This window comes from Pseudoalteromonas sp. H105 (genome assembly GCF_001469215.1).
GTDB lineage: Bacteria > Pseudomonadota > Gammaproteobacteria > Enterobacterales > Alteromonadaceae > Pseudoalteromonas.
The window spans coordinates 25,145-40,282 of the sequence record NZ_LOFH01000010.1 but is presented as its reverse complement, the minus strand read 5'-3'; the positions used below and the strand labels follow the sequence as shown (position 1 = coordinate 40,282).

At 40.1% G+C, this 15,138-nt stretch carries 14 protein-coding genes; 7 read left to right on the top strand and 7 right to left on the bottom strand.

The window, feature by feature from the left end; translation table 11 throughout:
• Together ATS75_RS15700 and ATS75_RS15695 are read right to left on the bottom strand one after the other, a co-directional pair.
• On the bottom strand, positions 1–1,164 hold the full coding sequence (locus ATS75_RS15700; protein WP_058561370.1) for an efflux RND transporter periplasmic adaptor subunit: 1,164 nt from the start codon (positions 1,162–1,164) through the stop codon (positions 1–3).
• Positions 1,165–1,211: 47 nt separating this feature from the next.
• The gene (locus tag ATS75_RS15695; RefSeq protein WP_058561369.1) at positions 1,212–1,922 is read right to left on the bottom strand and encodes a YIP1 family protein; all 711 of its coding nucleotides are present in this window, start codon (positions 1,920–1,922) and stop codon (positions 1,212–1,214) included.
• Positions 1,923–2,143: 221 nt separating this feature from the next.
• Between ATS75_RS15695 and ATS75_RS15690 the strand changes: the two genes are divergently transcribed.
• The 6 genes from ATS75_RS15690 to ATS75_RS15665 all read left to right on the top strand — a co-directional run bounded on the left by ATS75_RS15690 (position 2,144) and on the right by ATS75_RS15665 (position 7,235).
• Positions 2,144–3,037 carry an aldo/keto reductase gene (locus tag ATS75_RS15690; protein ID WP_058561368.1) on the top strand — a complete coding sequence of 298 codons (894 nt, stop codon included), beginning with the start codon at positions 2,144–2,146 and terminating at the stop codon, positions 3,035–3,037.
• A 326-nt stretch (positions 3,038–3,363) separates the two neighbouring features.
• Positions 3,364–3,741, top strand: a complete 378-nt coding sequence (locus ATS75_RS15685) for an energy transducer TonB (RefSeq protein WP_058561367.1) — start codon at positions 3,364–3,366, stop codon at positions 3,739–3,741.
• Between the two features lie 213 nt (positions 3,742–3,954).
• Positions 3,955–4,392 carry a TonB family protein gene (locus tag ATS75_RS15680; protein ID WP_058561366.1) on the top strand — a complete coding sequence of 146 codons (438 nt, stop codon included), beginning with the start codon at positions 3,955–3,957 and terminating at the stop codon, positions 4,390–4,392.
• Between the two features lie 65 nt (positions 4,393–4,457).
• On the top strand, positions 4,458–4,838 hold the full coding sequence (locus tag ATS75_RS15675; protein WP_058561365.1) for a hypothetical protein: 381 nt from the start codon (positions 4,458–4,460) through the stop codon (positions 4,836–4,838).
• 89 nt (positions 4,839–4,927) lie between these two features.
• Entirely contained in the window at positions 4,928–6,829 is a 1,902-nt protein-coding gene (locus ATS75_RS15670; protein ID WP_058561364.1) for a S9 family peptidase, read from the top strand.
• Positions 6,830–6,941: 112 nt separating this feature from the next.
• Complete coding sequence (locus ATS75_RS15665) at positions 6,942–7,235, top strand: antibiotic biosynthesis monooxygenase family protein (RefSeq protein ID WP_058561363.1); 294 nt, start codon at positions 6,942–6,944, stop codon at positions 7,233–7,235.
• 106 nt (positions 7,236–7,341) lie between these two features.
• Here the strand turns inward: ATS75_RS15665 and ATS75_RS15660 are convergent, their stop codons facing one another.
• The 3 genes from ATS75_RS15660 to ATS75_RS15650 all read right to left on the bottom strand — a co-directional run bounded on the left by ATS75_RS15660 (position 7,342) and on the right by ATS75_RS15650 (position 10,183).
• The gene (locus ATS75_RS15660) at positions 7,342–8,685 is read right to left on the bottom strand and encodes a M24 family metallopeptidase (RefSeq protein WP_058561362.1); all 1,344 of its coding nucleotides are present in this window, start codon (positions 8,683–8,685) and stop codon (positions 7,342–7,344) included.
• A 168-nt stretch (positions 8,686–8,853) separates the two neighbouring features.
• Positions 8,854–9,705: a hypothetical protein gene (locus ATS75_RS15655; protein ID WP_058561361.1), complete on the bottom strand. Its 852-nt coding sequence runs from the start codon at positions 9,703–9,705 to the stop codon at positions 8,854–8,856.
• A 286-nt stretch (positions 9,706–9,991) separates the two neighbouring features.
• Positions 9,992–10,183, bottom strand: a complete 192-nt coding sequence (locus ATS75_RS15650) for a hypothetical protein (protein WP_058561360.1) — start codon at positions 10,181–10,183, stop codon at positions 9,992–9,994.
• A gap of 547 nt (positions 10,184–10,730) precedes the next feature.
• Here ATS75_RS15650 and ATS75_RS15645 point away from each other — a divergent pair.
• On the top strand, positions 10,731–13,334 hold the full coding sequence (locus ATS75_RS15645) for a P-loop NTPase fold protein (protein ID WP_152996236.1): 2,604 nt from the start codon (positions 10,731–10,733) through the stop codon (positions 13,332–13,334).
• A 396-nt stretch (positions 13,335–13,730) separates the two neighbouring features.
• On the opposite strand, the gene cysQ is transcribed toward ATS75_RS15645, so the two are convergent.
• Positions 13,731–14,501, bottom strand: a complete 771-nt coding sequence (cysQ, locus tag ATS75_RS15640; RefSeq protein WP_058561358.1) for a 3'(2'),5'-bisphosphate nucleotidase CysQ — start codon at positions 14,499–14,501, stop codon at positions 13,731–13,733.
• Positions 14,502–14,504: 3 nt separating this feature from the next.
• Positions 14,505–15,104 carry an adenylyl-sulfate kinase gene (gene cysC, locus ATS75_RS15635; protein ID WP_058561357.1) on the bottom strand — a complete coding sequence of 200 codons (600 nt, stop codon included), beginning with the start codon at positions 15,102–15,104 and terminating at the stop codon, positions 14,505–14,507.
• Between the last annotated feature and the right edge of the window lie 34 nt (positions 15,105–15,138).

Genomic DNA, 15,138 nt, shown 5'->3' with positions numbered 1-15,138 from the left:
TTACGCATCCTCAGCAATAGGCTGCTTAACTTTTACGGTGTCGTTTTCTTTTAGCTTACTGACTGGGCGAGCAGGGCCAATAACAACGCGCTCACCTTTAGTTAAGCCTTTGGTGATGGCTTGCTCTATGTCGGATGAAATTCCCACTTTGACATACGCTTTGCTGACTGTGTTATCGTTGTTTAAGCGCCATACAAAAAATTTATCATCTTCTTTTTGCACTGCTTCTATGGGGAGTTTTAAACCATCCACAGCAATACTCGTTGCAATTTCCGCACGGCAACTCATACCGGCATAAAGTTGTCTATCGGTGTTATCAAGCAGCACTTTTACGCGAAACGATAATCCCTGAGAACCCGATTGGTTTTTAGCCGATGTGCCGATGTTAATCACTTTGCCTGTGAAAGGCTGGTTCGGGTAGGCGGCGGCATAAATATCGGTGTGTTGATCAAGCTTGATGCCAGCAATATCGGTTTCATCAACCCTAAGCTCTGCCAAAATAGCGCTCGGATCGGCAACCAGCATTAAGTCAGAGCCAATAATATTGGTGGTGCCTGCTATAACGGTTTCGCCTTCTTTAATGTTAACCGAGGCCAGCAAACCACTCATTGGTGCGCGAAAAACGCTTTTACTGAGTCTATCTTCTGCAATAGAGAGCGAAGCTTTAGCTTGGTTATAGGCTTCACCACGGGCTTCTATATCAATTTTGGCAAGGTCACGGGCATTTTGTAGGTTTTCATACACTTCTTGTCCTGCAAGGCCAACATCGTAGAGTTCTTTTTGACGCTTTAACTGTCGTTCAATATTTTTGAGGCGTGTTTTGCTGTGCTTAATTTCAATTTCGCTGGCACGTAAAACGGCTTTATTACGATTGACTTCAGATTCAAATGCGGTGGTATCAAGGCGCATTAAAATATCGCCTTGCTTCACACTCTGGCCTTCCTCTACAAACACTTTGTCTACGCGGCCAGTTACTTCAGAACGCAGTTGTACTTGCGTATTAAACACTAAGTTACCTGAGGCTAAAATAGAGTCGGCAATACTGCCTTGTTCAACCTGTGCGATATTAACTTCTGGCGCGTCTTTACTGCCAGTGATTTGCTTTGACACAATTAAGGCAACAAACGCAGCAATCGCAAGGATGATGATAATGGCTTTTTTCATTGTTATTTCCGTGTGTTTTGTGGGTAACGTTAATTACCCACGCACTTTTAAACGAGGGCTATCACAGTCCATATTCCGTAGATTACAACGCTTGGCAGAGCTGCAAAAAGGAGTGCTTTGTTGAAGCTAAAATTAGTCCAGCACGTTAAGCCAATAGCCGCTAAGGCAATGCCCCAAAGGCTAAAAACATTTAAACTTTCAGTCATGGTATAAAACGGGTGACCTAGCTCTAAGCCAAGCATTAATTGGTTTACAGAAGCGTAACTAAATAAATTGATTGAAAGTTCATTGGTGCTTGCCGTCAACACTAATGCGATGACACCTAAGCTTGAAATAATCATGGGCATCATGGTCCACAAACCAAAGCCATACCATGCACCATAGCCGTAATTTGCTTCAGGGTCTTGTTTTGACACTAATAAGTAATACCCGGAAATAAGTGCGTTGATAATAATAATACCGAAAATACCTCCGCCAATAGCAAACCAAACTTGGTGATCAATACCTTGCTCCATACTTTGACGAATCATCTTCTTTTCGCCAATGGTGGCATCAACCGTGGCCGCGGCGACCTGTTGTTCTAATAAAAATTGCGGATCAGCTTTGCTGTAAAACAAATAACTACTGGCAACAAGTGCCGTTATAATCAGCGCAAACGCAAGCCAAGACCAACCTTTGGCTTCTTTTATGCCATTGAAGGCTTTAGTCGGTGTGATAAAAATATCGGCACACGCAGACAGGGCATTGGTTGATTTCATTATTATTATTCCTTTGTTAAGTGTTTTATATCCAAGTCCCTGTGAAACGCTGAATTCTGCATCTTCAGGTGGTTTGGGCATTTAGGTACAAATCTTAAGGCTATTAATACCTCATTATGTAGGTAGAATAAAGCATAATCAGTATCTGTACACGACAATAGTGTAACAACCTATTAACGTATGGATATTAATTGAATAATAAATGGAATGAGGCAGAAATAATGATCAGCACTGAGCGAAAGATAGATGAATTAGTACTGGGGTTTTGGCGTTTATTAGATTGGCAAATCTCACCGCAGCAATGTTTAACTTTTCTTGAACAAGCGATTGAAGCAGGTATAACAGAGACTGATCACGCCGATATTTACGGGCAATATGGTTGCGAGGCAGAGTTTGGTAAAGCCTTGGCATTAAAGCCAAGTATTCGTGATGACATTAAAATAATTACTAAGTGTGGTATTAAACCAGCTTTTCCCAGTTTAGGCCTTGAGGGGAAAGCTAACCACTATGACTCAAGTGCAAAGCATATCATTGCTTCTGCACAGCAATCGCTTAAGCATTTTAATACAGACCGTTTAGATGTATTACTGATTCATCGCCCAGATTATTTAATGAATGCTGACGAAATGGCACACGCCTTTCACACCTTAAAACAACATGGTGATGTGTTGGAATTTGGTGTGTCTAACTTTACCCCTTCACAATTGAGCTTATTGCAGTCACGCCTAGACTTTGACTTAGTGACTAACCAGATTGAATGCTCACCCTATGAAATGAAAGCCCTTGATGATGGCACTTTAGATCAATGTCAGCTGCTTGATATTAAACCCATGTTTTGGTCACCGCTTGCTGGCGGGCGTCTATTTTCAGGCAGCGATGAAAAGGCGATACGTTTACGCCTTGTGCTTGAACAAGTAGCGAGTGAAATTGGCGCAAGTTCGATTGATCAAGTGGTATACGCATGGTTACTAATGCACCCAAGCGCGCCATCGGTAGTACTCGGTACAGGTAATATAAAACGTATTGAATCGGCAGTAGCCGCTAAGCAGTTAAAACTTAACCGCGAACAGTGGTACCGTATTTGGCAGGGCTCTACAGGACATAGCGTGCCTTAATTGTCATATCTGCTCATATAGCTTTACTGTTTGAGTCAATCTTACACCGCTATATGAGCGATAATCGGACTGTCCCCCCATTATTGTAATTTATGCAGTCAGTTTGGGTTATGACGTTTTTGCCCAATATGACAGCTCCTTCCCATTTTTATGTCTATTTGAACTTATACAGCCTGAACCTTAGTTAACTAATTGTTTACAAAATTGCATTTAATCGATAATGTTAATGTATTGTCATATATGGATATTTATCCGTTTATAAAACGGCAAATATCGCAGACAACATGGTTATGTACTCATTTAAATTAAACATATAGGGATATTTTATGAAAACACTCTCACTAATTTTCTTTTCAATTTTGGTTTTAGGATGTACTTCAACCCCGGAAGTCGTTTTAAACCAAGCGCCAGTTGAAGTAACAAATGACAATGTTGGTCAATACTGGGTGCTAAAAAATAAAAGGTTTAGTGTTAATTTACCCCTAAGACGGGCCCCAAAAAAACTTGAAGAAGGGCATGTTACTTTACGTTTTCTCATAGACTCCAATGGCAATACATTTGACCCAGAAATCATCGAGTCAGTACCTGCAGGTATTTGGGATAATGCGGGAGTTAAAGCGATGTCAAAGCAAGATTTCATTCCTGCCAAATCCAATACCCTAAACGTTCCAGTGTATTTCACTCAGACGATATTTTTTAAGTAAAGCACTTAAAGGGGGCGTCATTGGCTTGGCGTTCCTATGTATTATTGTCTCTTAGTGATGAGTTTAAGGTGAAAGCTACCTGCGTCAAAGCCTTTGGTGCTATAAACCGTGCTGTTGTCTGATGGCACTATTAACTGACGCAGGGGGTTGTTATCAATCATCAAAATGAGATAGGGTAGGTTGTTATATGGATATCCCAACAATGGAGTGTATATGAAAGTTTCGTTCTTAATCCCTTTATTCATTGCCTTTGCCAGTACAGGTGCTGTAGCTAAAAATAAAACTACTTATGCAGACATACAAGTTACAGATGTAGACCCCACCAGTGACTTTATTTGGCAGCGAGCAAATCAAAATACGCCCAAATACCCAGTCGAGCTAGCTCGTTCAGGGTTAAGAGGCTGCGCTGTTTTGGCCTTTAATATTACTGACTCTGGTAAAACCGAAAATGTTGAGGTTATTAATACTTTGCCTAATAAGCACATAGGTAAATATTCTCGTAAAATGTTGAAAAAATGGAAGTGGGTGCCTGCTGCAACAGAGATGGCTTCAGAAAAGAGAGTATTAAGATTAGATTTTTGCATGGGTGGTGAGTCTGTTGAGCAAGCTGAACAGGCTTGTAAACAACAAACAAAATTAGCCTGTAGCTAATTAAAGCCAGGCGATGCCCATTTTTTGCTTAGTTTAGAAAATAACTTCAAAGACATTCGTGTTTTATGACTACGTGTAAAAAGTGTAAAAGCAAAATTTTACCTAAATTAGTTGGGGCAGGTAAATCTGCCGCTTATTTTTGCCCGTTTTGTGGCGCTTCTCAAAGCCGATTTGGTCTGAAAGAGTACTATCTTTTATTGATAGCTCTGCTGTTGTTGTGGTTTGCCGCTTTTTTTAACCATCATATCGGTGCTGGCAATGTTATATGGTCACCGTTAATGCAAAAGTCGGTATTACTGGTATTGGCCTCTATTGCAGGTTTTATTTTTACTTTCTATAAAGATTTAAAAAAGCATAAAGGGCGTTGGAAGCTTTATAATTTCTTGGCTTTTATAGGACTGGTTTTGTCTATAGCGCTGTCAGCATCTCAAGTTTGGGGGTTATAAAAAGAGGGAGTCAGTTAATCGCTACTTTCTTTTAACTTGTGCCTATTTTATGTAGCATGATCGAGTCTAATTTTTAAAGGAGTTTCGCCATGTTGCGAACAATGTTATCTGTAAGCTTGGGATTAGCGGTCAGTATGGGCGCATATGCCAACGATTTAATGACCCCAGAAAAGCTTTGGCAAGTAAAGCGCGTTAGTGCGCTGGGTTTAAATCAAGACAAAACCCATGTGATTTATAAAGTGACCACGCCGAGTGTTGAAAACAACGACTTCAATAGCAAAGTTTACCAAGTGCCGCTTAAAGGCGGTGAATCTCAGTTATTAGAAGCCTACCAAGGCCTTTTGATTGATCGCAGTATATCCCCTGATGGCAGCAAAAAACTGTTCCATGAAAAAGTGAAACTAGAAAAGGTATTAGCATCCGACCGGTATAAAGAGCTTGGTCAGGCTAATGCATATGTGTTTGATGACTTAAACTATCGCCACTGGGATACATGGAAAGACGGCAGCTTTAAGCATGTATTTTATCAAGATTTAAAAAGCGAAGAAAAAGTCGACATCATGAAGGGAATGGCATTCGACAGTCCAACGTCGCCATTTGGTGGGGCTGCTGATTATACCTGGGGCCCAAAAGGTGAGAATATTTACTATGTGAGCAAAAAGTTCACAGGCACTGAGTATGTAAAAAGCACCAATACCGATATTTATCGTTATAACCTTGCTAGCAAAAAAACCACAAACATCACACAAAGTAATTTAGGCTATGATAAATACCCCGCGTTCTCACCAAAAGGTCACTTAGCGTGGTTGCAAATGGATGAGCCAGGCAATGAAGCGGATAAGAACGATATCATTGTTAAAGTTAAAAACCGTGAATTTAACTTAACAGCGCACTGGGATGGCACAGTAAACAGCTTTAAATGGAGCCATGACGGTAAGCACATATATTTTGTGGCGCCAACTGATGGCACAATTCAGCTATTTCAAGTCTCTGTAAATACTAAAACCAAAGCCAAGCCGAAAATAAAACAGCTTACCAATGGCCAGTTTGATGTAAACAGCATTGTTGCGGTGTTAGACAATCAATTAGTGGTTACGCGTAACAGCATGAATGCCGCAAGAGAAATTTACCGACTTGATTTAAAGAGCAAAAAACTGGTTGCATTGACCAAAGAGAACAACGCGTTTTATGCCAACCTTGAGTTACCTAATGTTGAAAAACGTATGGTAAAAACCAAAGACGGTCAAGACATGCTGACGTGGGTTATTTACCCGCCTAATTTCGATAAAAGCAAAAAATACCCAACCTTATTGTATTTACAAGGTGGCCCTCAGTCTGCACTGTCGCAGTTTTACTCTTTTCGGTGGAACTTCCAAGTAATGGCCTCACAAGGTTATATTGTGGTGGCACCTAACCGCCGTGGTATGCCGGGTCATGGAGTTCAATGGAATGAAGACATAAGCCAAGATTGGGGTGGTAAGGTAATGCAAGATTACCTTGATGCCATTGATGATGTAGCAAAAGAATCGTATGTAGATACGTCTCGCATTGGTGCAATTGGCGCAAGTTATGGCGGTTACTCTGCATTTTATTTAGCGGGTAACCACGACGGCCGCTTTAAAACCTTTATTGCCCACTGTGGAATTTTTGATTTACGTAGCATGTACGGCACAACTGAAGAGTTATTTTTTGTAAATAACGAATTAGGTGGCGCGTATTGGGAAGAAAATGCCGCGACCAAAAAATCATATGGCCAATTTAACCCAATAAGCTATGTAGATAAGTGGGATGCCCCGATGTTTGTGATTCACGGTGGTAAAGATTACCGTGTACCGCTAGAGCAAGGTATTGCCGCTTTTCAGGCAGCAAAATTACGTGGCTTGCAAAGTCGCTTTTTATACTTCCCTGAAGAAAATCACTGGGTGCTAACACCGCAAAACGGGATTGTATGGCAACGTGAATTCTTTAAGTGGTTAGATGAAACCCTGTAGTTAAACAGTTATAAATAAAGCCAGTACGTGAAAATTCGCGCACTGGCTTTTTTATTGAGACTTACTCGCTAGGGCAAACATCAGTCACAGTGAATACAACTAAGGAGTATCCATGTTCGCAGTCATATTTAGGGCAAAACCAGGTATTCAGGATGATGAATACGGTAAAACAGTAACAAAAATGAGAGAGCTTGCATTTGAAAAGTACGGCTGTTTAGATTTTGTTGCTGTGACAGAGGGCGATCAAGAAATTGCAATTTCGTATTGGGAAAGTGAAGAAGCAATCAAAAATTGGAAGCGGGATCCAGAGCACGCGCTAGCCCAAGGTATTGGCCGTTCTAAATGGTATGAGTCATACAGTGTGCAAGTGGTAGAAATAAAACGTGAGTACACGTTTAACGGATAACGCATGTTTCTCTTTTATACTAACTAAATTAAGTGGCAGAGAATGGCTGGTTTTTTTTGTGACTTTTGCTTGAAAAAGACCTAACCATCAACGGCTAAAAATACTCTTAATCGACAAGGAGCAATTCGGTTTGTCGACCATTTAAATACCACACGCCGGTTTTATCGAAAATGGCGTCTTCTTCTAGCATAATTCTAATTTCTTTATTCCATGGTTTGATAAACACCGCATTGTTAAGCTCAATTGAATAAGCGGTGTTTAAATGCAGTGGGTAATCGCCATCTCCCGGCACGCCTTGTTGAGAATCCCACATACCTAATGTAGTGCCTGCTGCATGACCATGATAGCCAAGCGGGTGCGTATAAATAGTAGGTTTTAAGCCCTGTGCAATGGCTTTTTCGCGAGCGGCTTTTAATACCTGATTACCTGTTCTACCTTCACTAAATTCAGCGGTAAAAATATCTTGTAGTTTATTGCCTTTTTTTAACGCATCGACAAGGTAGTCGGGGGCTCGTGTTTCGTTAGGTTTTAACACATAGGCATGTTGTTGTGTGTCGGTGTTTAAGCGCAAATACGTAATACCAAAATCGACATGCAGTAAATCACCTGCTTGAATCACATTATCGGCATAGCCATTGGTAAAGCTGTCTTCGTGATCGAATGATTTACTGTCGGCGCGTTGAATTGCAATACTGGGGTGAAACCATGTTTGTAGTTTAAGGTCTTTTACGCGCTCTCTAAACCACCAGACTAAATCATCGCTGGTTGTTTTGCCTACCTTAATAACTTTGCTGGAAAAGCCCTCAGCAATAATCGCATGCGCAATTGCCACTATGTGTTTGTACATTTCTACTTCTTCAGGAATGCGCTGCTCTAACCAAGCAACAGCCAGCGGCTCTGCTGATATTATTTTATTTTTATAAGCACTCGGTAAGTTGGCCATTAAGTTATTGTAATCGCCAAGCACTAAACCATCCGCATGGCCCCAATCGGTAGAGGTATTTAGTGCGATGTTGCTTGGCTTGTAGCGTTCAATTATGTCATTAAGCGCTTGCCATTGGTTTGGTTGCGCTTTTTTATCCCAGCCCTTTGTAAATACATTACCTATTTTATAAGGGGCAATAGCGTAGGCATCAACACCGCCTTGCTTATTTTGAGCAAACAGTAAAATGGTGGTGCGCCTTGCCGATAACCACGTTGCAGGCAGCATGGTTTTTAGTATCGGGTCTTCGTTGTATTCACGGCTAATAAGCAGCCACATATCAATGTTGTGTTGCTTCATTAGGCTGGGCATTAACGTGTTAAACCTGAGCTCGGTGATATTATCGATAAACGCAGCACGTTCTTTCATTGATAAAATAGTCGGTACGTCACTCCCCTTAGCTAAAGGGCTTAACACAAGTGTGGCTAGCAAGATTACGCAAAGCATGAGTTGTTTAGTAAAGTGCATAATTGTTTTATTTTTAGGCTAATTAATTTATAACATGCCTGAATAACTGCGATAAACAAACAATTTGAGATAAATCGCCGGTAAGTGAGAAAAGTGCAGAGCGATTATTTTATTCGTGGTTTCAATTTTCGTTCGCGGCAGTTCATTTTCTCTAAAAGCGCAATTAACTTATACACATTTAACTTCATAGACAGTTTTATCTTTGGCTTTTCTTAAAGAGGTCGAAACAAACCTTATTAAGCACTCAGGGCTGTAATTTGTTATGCTATTAATCACCTCCGTGTCTAATCGGCCTTCAATAAAACAAAAGTTTTTAGCGCATTTTCCTCTATCATGAAGCCCATAAAGCTCACCTGTTACAGGGAGTAACTCTTTCATTTTTTGTCCTGATGACGCTTCTAAATTCTCATACCATATTCTGAACAGGCCTGAGTTATATAATTCATCGGTGAGAAAATAATGTGCAAATACTTTATCCTGTTCATCTACTTTCTCTAAAACGATATCATCTACACAGTATGTTCTAATGTCACGACTAAGAGAACGTTTTCGATAACCACAATGAGTATTAACCTCAGCTTTTTCAAGCTCTGGTAAAATACCTTTATATAAGTCACTATTAACGTCAATAGGGTGTCCTAGGACTATATCAGGCATAGCCTTTGCAAATGCTAGATGTTCTTCATCAGTATATGCCTTACGCAACATATAGCTTTTAAGCGCAATTGCTTCTGCTGCTCTGCCATTTTGAAGTGCAGGCATATTTTTTAAGTTTAAAATCTTCTGATGCAATTCTGCTTTTTTGTCATCGGTATTCGGCTTATCTTTTGAGAGTGGCTTATCAGCAACCTCTTCGCGAACTTCTAACGTTGTGGCGTGACTACGTTTTTTATCTTCTGAAACAACTTCGTCTCTATTGTTATCTAACAACCCTGTAAGCTGTAAAGAGACATAAATTAAAACACCTAAGATTACTAAAAATGAGAGCTTCTTCAATTTACCTTCCACTATATCAATCATATTAACGTCAATACATAAACCATTGTTTGTAATTGTTTTTTTAGGTTAGTTTACTTTGATTGGTTTTACAAGGTAGCGCTAAATAGCCTGTTTTATTCCTTTGCTAACTTACTCAATAAAGGGTCTCGATTGTTCAATGGGCTTTCTTACTTTCACTTGAAAGTTTTTACTCAAAATTAGTAGGCGAAATACATTTTGTATCAATAGGATGGGTAAGGTGGCTTTATAGTAAACTCAGAGCTTGTGAGTAATGAGCATTCAAATGAGTGCCCATTAACAGTGGAGTTTATTGCGCCGCAGCGAGTGCGCGGGCTCTAATATCTGCGGCAAAAGTTAAGCCTTTTTTAAAGCTTACCTCAGCAGCATTGATTTCACTTGGTTCACCATTAGCAGCTAATACAGCATGGCTAAGTGCATTATATAAATGAGTGATTTGCGCTTGATACGCTGATTCAATAGCCTGTTCAACAGTCGTCATTATTGTACCTTATAATTAATTTGAATTTTCATTTTAAGGTACAGTTATAATGCATGCACGAGAAAATTTTATCGCAGAACCCTTTTCGTGAGTGAAGCTGAAAACGACAAACAAAAATAATCGTTTGGAACCACCGAGATTTGGAGGCGCTACGCGCTACACAGAGGGTTAATATCTATTTAATGTATGAGTTACTCGTTGTTTCTAATTTTAAGTAATTAAGTATAGACTGGACTCGCTGAATCATTTCAACTTGCTTACTTATAAGGATATTAAATTGTCGCAACCTCTTCCTATTCCAGCACAACGTTGGCTCTCACTTTTATTGTGTGCGATTACCGCAGCCGCGATTACCGTATTCTTAAGTAACGTCAGTTTTGTACAACAAACTTACGCAAACTGGGGCAGCATTTTAAATACAAGTCCCGTGCTGCATTATAGTTTTGCTTTTCTTGCCGGGATTGGCATTAAGCTAGTGCTGGATAAGTTTTATATCTCCCACGCCAAGCGCAGTATTGGGTTTAACTGGCGATATCCACCGGTGACAATGAGTGTATTGTTTGGATTACTTTTCATTGTGGGTTATGTGTATTTAACGCATTCAGATGAAGCATTAGAGCAACTAATTGCCCAAACCTTTGGTGCTCTTAAATTTATAGTACTGAGCTTTTTAGCTATTGCAGCGACTACTATCTATCAAACAAAACTCTACACAGAAAAGCCTGTATTTTCAGCGGTACTGTGCGCGGTATCAGCATTTTATGTATTTTCAGCAATATACCTAGTTGAAATAGAACAAGCATTCTGTGTGTTTTTATTTATAGCAGCTGCCTATCTGGGTATGTCGATATATTTGTTATGGGAGCAGCTAAAAGCACCTAGCGCAGAGTCGAGAGTCGAATCAAAACAAGAAGCGGAATTAACGCTTGAGAGCTTAGAAGATTTTCGAAAATGGTTTAAAGACGATTCAACTATTAAAAATACAGAGAAATTAGAGCCTGATTTGCAGGTTTATGCAAAGCGCATTGCAGATCGACTGCTAAAAAGAGGTGATCAGGGAGGGGGTCAACTAAAGGGAGCGCAACATATCGCATTGTGTGGGCCATTTGGTTGTGGAAAAAGCAGCATAGTTGACAGTATTGCAAGTGAGTTAGCAAAAAGCCCTAAGCAAAGTGGGGAATGGATACACAGCGATATATCAACATGGGGTGCAGCAAGCGGCAGTGTCGCGCATGTAGTACTTAGCCATATTATCGATGATATCAGCCAGCACATTGATATGTGTGCCTTTCGTGCATTACCAAAGCATTATACAGAAGCGATGAAAGTAGGCGGTAGTTTTTTCCAATTTGCATCTACACTACTCGCAGGCCCCGTTGATATTGAGAAAAGGTTTAAAAAGCTTAATGATGTTCTTGAAGCAACCAATCATAAATTATTGATCACACTGCAAGACGTAGATCGCGGCACTGGCGATGATAACGAAAAACGCTTAAATGATATAGCTGCGTTGTTGGATAGGTTAAAAGACAGAGGTTTAAGTCATATCAACTTTATAATCGCGATGGGTAATGAAAATGAAGTTGCGGCAGAAGTAATATCAAAAGCGACTGATTATAAAGAAGGTGTTGCTGCAAAGGATTGCTACGAATATTTAAGTAAATATACAAAACTCTGTTTAGAAAGTGCATTACGGCCAAATAAAGGGCGGGAAATTGATAGTTATAAAATAGCGGGAGGTAGAGGGTTATTAAAGCTAGATAGCCTCAATGCTGGTCAGCGTGATAGTTTATCATCTGAATTAAAAAGGTTCGAAATATCTATCAGTTATATTAATGGCAGTATCGCCTCACTTCGAGTACTTAAAAAAGTTTTACGTAGAGTTGAACAAATTTGGCAACCTGGAAAGCTTATGGGTGAGGTTAACTTTATCTCCTTGATAATGGTTACAACTTTTCGAGAAGTTTATCCTGTTCAATATGCTAGGTATCAAAAACTAGCAACAAAAGAAAATCAATTACTAAATAGGTGGTCCGACCCTCAGAGCCTTAAGTTAAAAATAACAGATATTTGTAAAAGTAATGATGATGTTCAAAGTGAATTGCTAACAAAATTTTTAGAGCATATGCTCCGAATTGATTGGCGTGAAAATGATGCCGAGTCTAATTCAAAACAAATAGTAAGGGATAAATTAATTGATAGAGGTTCTATAAAGGAGAGTACCGCCTCAGTAATAATTGAAAGTAAAGATTTAAAAAATATTCAGCTAAATCCATTGCGATTTGAGGTGGATAGTTCTGCAATTAAAAGTGAGAAAGGCTCTAATAATGAAAATTTGGTAATGAACCCTAAGTTTAATTACCTGCAATCAGTTGGCTGTACAAATCCAGCCGTCAATTATTTAGATCGTATCCAACGTGAGCAGTTACAAAACACAGAACTGAGCGATCAAGCATTAATCGCCAAAGTTATTGAGCTACGCAAGTCTAAAGATATTTTAGAGTTTTTGAATAAATGGCTTGAGTTGGATAGTGACTATCGTTTAGGTGTAGAGCGATTCTTTTTTATACCTCATTGCTGTGATGATTTAAGTGAGGGGCTTGTGGACTTTTTTGAGAGTTCAAGCCTTGATAGAGGTCCAAACTTTCAAGACTTTAGTAAAAATTGTGATATTGAGCTTAGTATAGTGTGGCTTATCGCTGAGAATTTATCTTTAAGTAATCTATATCAAGTTATTAATTTTTTCTTTAATAGCATTGAAGTTAATAGCCCAAAAAGTAAGACTGAACTGGGGTATGTATTCTATTTATTGGTTACTGAAATGCTGGATTTAATGTCAGATACTTCAGAACCAGAAATTAAAAGGGCATTTTTTAGAGAGCTAAATAAGGCTGAGAATGAAGAAGCTCATATGTTTTTCTGTTTATTTTTGATTTCTTGTAGAGGTAAATATAATTTTGATGTTGTGAGTAATAGTTATAAATTTGATATTTCAAGTATCAAAATTGCGGGAGAAAGCCTTAATGTTATATTGGGTGTGAATTCAACTGAAAGGCTAGAAATATCAATAAATCAGGATATTAAATTTGATAACGCTTTAGGGTTAAATAAAGCAATAGAAAAATATATTAAGCCAGATTTTAATCGGTAATACCCTCGGTGTAGCGCGCAGCGCCTCGGTAGTGAAAGTGTCTTTTAAAATAGAACACGGTGTAGAGTCTTTCGTGGCTGAAGCCATCTCCTACGGGGTGTACTTGCGGTTTTACATCTTGTAGGTCAGGCTTTAGCCTGAAAAATGTGACGGGATAAATCCCAACCTGCAAAAGAATACGATACCAGACCTCTGTGTAGCACGAAGTGCCTCAGTGTACTCGGTGGTTAAATAGCTTTTGGTTTGTTTATTTTGACTGAATCACAATACTGCCGAAGCCCGAAGCCCGAAGCCCGAAGCCCGAAGCCCGAAGCCCGAAGCCCGAAGCCTTATTGCGCTGGGTTTCGCTTCGCTCTACCCAGCCTACATCTCAACATTCAACCCAGTTGAAAGTGCTTATTCTTCTATCGCGCTCACAATGAAGTAGGGGTTCAGGTATTCATCTTTTGTATTATAAAGTAGCGGGCTACCGTCGAGTTTAGTGACTTTTGCACCGGCGATTTCAGCAATCGCATGGCCGGCACCGGTGTCCCATTCGCAGGTTGGGCCGAGGCGAGGGTATATATCAGCGCTGCCTTCGGCAACCAAGCACAGTTTTAGTGAACTGCCTTTTGATACCATTTCAACGTCGTCAAAGCGTTTTACAAATTCAGCTAAATCAGGGGAAGGGTGTGAGCGGCTGCCGACTACGCGAATCAACCCTTTGTTAGGTTTAGTGGTTACCTTAAGCTCTATGCGTTCATCGCCTTTGTCTTTAAATGCACCGATGGCCTCTGCGGCGAGGTAAGAAACGCCAATCGCTGGGGCGTCTACCACGGCTAATGTGGGTTTACCGTTTTCGATTAGTGCGATGTTTACCGTGAACTCGCCGTTCTTTTTAATAAACTCTTTAGTGCCGTCAATGGGGTCTACCAGCCAGTAGCGAGTCCAAGTTTGGCGGACATCCCAGCTGATATCAGCACTTTCTTCACTAAGTACTGGCACATCAGGGGTTAAGAGTTTTAAACCGTTGGCAATCACTTTGTGGGCTGCTAGATCAGCGTCAGTTACAGGGCTTTCATCCGCCTTATACTCAACATTAAAGTCTTTTTCGTAAATCCCCATAATGGCGTTACCGGCTTGGCGGGCGAGGATCAATACTTCTTCTAGCAGTTCCGTTTGGTTCATGACTTAACCTTTAATAATTTGCTGTTGTTTTAGATACGCTATCAGCTCTTGCACCGATCGGTCTAGCGTGTTTTTACTGGTATCTAATATTATTTCCGGTGAATGAGGTATTTGATAGTCAGAATCAATCCCTGTGAAATGCTTAATTTCACCCGCGCGGGCTTTTTTATACAAGCCTTTAGGGTCGCGACTTTCACAGACATCCAATGGTGTGTCTAAAAACACTTCAATAAACTCGCCATCACCCACTAATTCTCTGACCATATCGCGCTCGGCCCGAAACGGTGAAATAAATGCGGTGAGCACTAAAAGCCCGGCATCAACCATGAGTTTGGCGGTTTCACCAACGCGGCGGATATTCTCTATGCGGTCTTCGTCGCTAAAGCCTAAGTCTTTACATAAGCCATGGCGAACGTTGTCACCATCAAGCAGGTAAGTATGAATACCTTGTTGATTAAGTGCGCTTTCAAGGGCGTTTGCGACGGTGCTTTTGCCTGAGCCAGAAAAACCGGTAAACCATAAAATAGCGGGTTTATGGCTTTTATGCTCACTACGCTGTGATTTAGTAATGGCATAATTGTGCCAAACAATATTCTCATCCATTTTAATACTCTCTTATAGAATCTTGAGTAACGCT

Excerpts from the sequence above, each read along its gene's own strand:
- ATS75_RS15700 (WP_058561370.1), bottom strand. The coding sequence starts at position 1,164 with ATGAAAAAAGCCATTATCATCATCCTTGCGATTGCTGCGTTTGTTGCC.
- ATS75_RS15695 (WP_058561369.1), bottom strand. The coding sequence starts at position 1,922 with ATGAAATCAACCAATGCCCTGTCTGCGTGTGCCGATATTTTTATCACA.
- ATS75_RS15690 (WP_058561368.1), top strand. The coding sequence starts at position 2,144 with ATGATCAGCACTGAGCGAAAGATAGATGAATTAGTACTGGGGTTTTGG.
- ATS75_RS15685 (WP_058561367.1), top strand. The coding sequence starts at position 3,364 with ATGAAAACACTCTCACTAATTTTCTTTTCAATTTTGGTTTTAGGATGT.
- ATS75_RS15680 (WP_058561366.1), top strand. The coding sequence starts at position 3,955 with ATGAAAGTTTCGTTCTTAATCCCTTTATTCATTGCCTTTGCCAGTACA.
- ATS75_RS15675 (WP_058561365.1), top strand. The coding sequence starts at position 4,458 with ATGACTACGTGTAAAAAGTGTAAAAGCAAAATTTTACCTAAATTAGTT.
- ATS75_RS15670 (WP_058561364.1), top strand. The coding sequence starts at position 4,928 with ATGTTGCGAACAATGTTATCTGTAAGCTTGGGATTAGCGGTCAGTATG.
- ATS75_RS15665 (WP_058561363.1), top strand. The coding sequence starts at position 6,942 with ATGTTCGCAGTCATATTTAGGGCAAAACCAGGTATTCAGGATGATGAA.
- ATS75_RS15660 (WP_058561362.1), bottom strand. The coding sequence starts at position 8,685 with ATGCACTTTACTAAACAACTCATGCTTTGCGTAATCTTGCTAGCCACA.
- ATS75_RS15655 (WP_058561361.1), bottom strand. The coding sequence starts at position 9,705 with ATGATTGATATAGTGGAAGGTAAATTGAAGAAGCTCTCATTTTTAGTA.
- ATS75_RS15650 (WP_058561360.1), bottom strand. The coding sequence starts at position 10,183 with ATGACGACTGTTGAACAGGCTATTGAATCAGCGTATCAAGCGCAAATC.
- ATS75_RS15645 (WP_152996236.1), top strand. The coding sequence starts at position 10,731 with ATGAGTGTATTGTTTGGATTACTTTTCATTGTGGGTTATGTGTATTTA.
- cysQ (WP_058561358.1), bottom strand. The coding sequence starts at position 14,501 with ATGAACCAAACGGAACTGCTAGAAGAAGTATTGATCCTCGCCCGCCAA.
- cysC (WP_058561357.1), bottom strand. The coding sequence starts at position 15,104 with ATGGATGAGAATATTGTTTGGCACAATTATGCCATTACTAAATCACAG.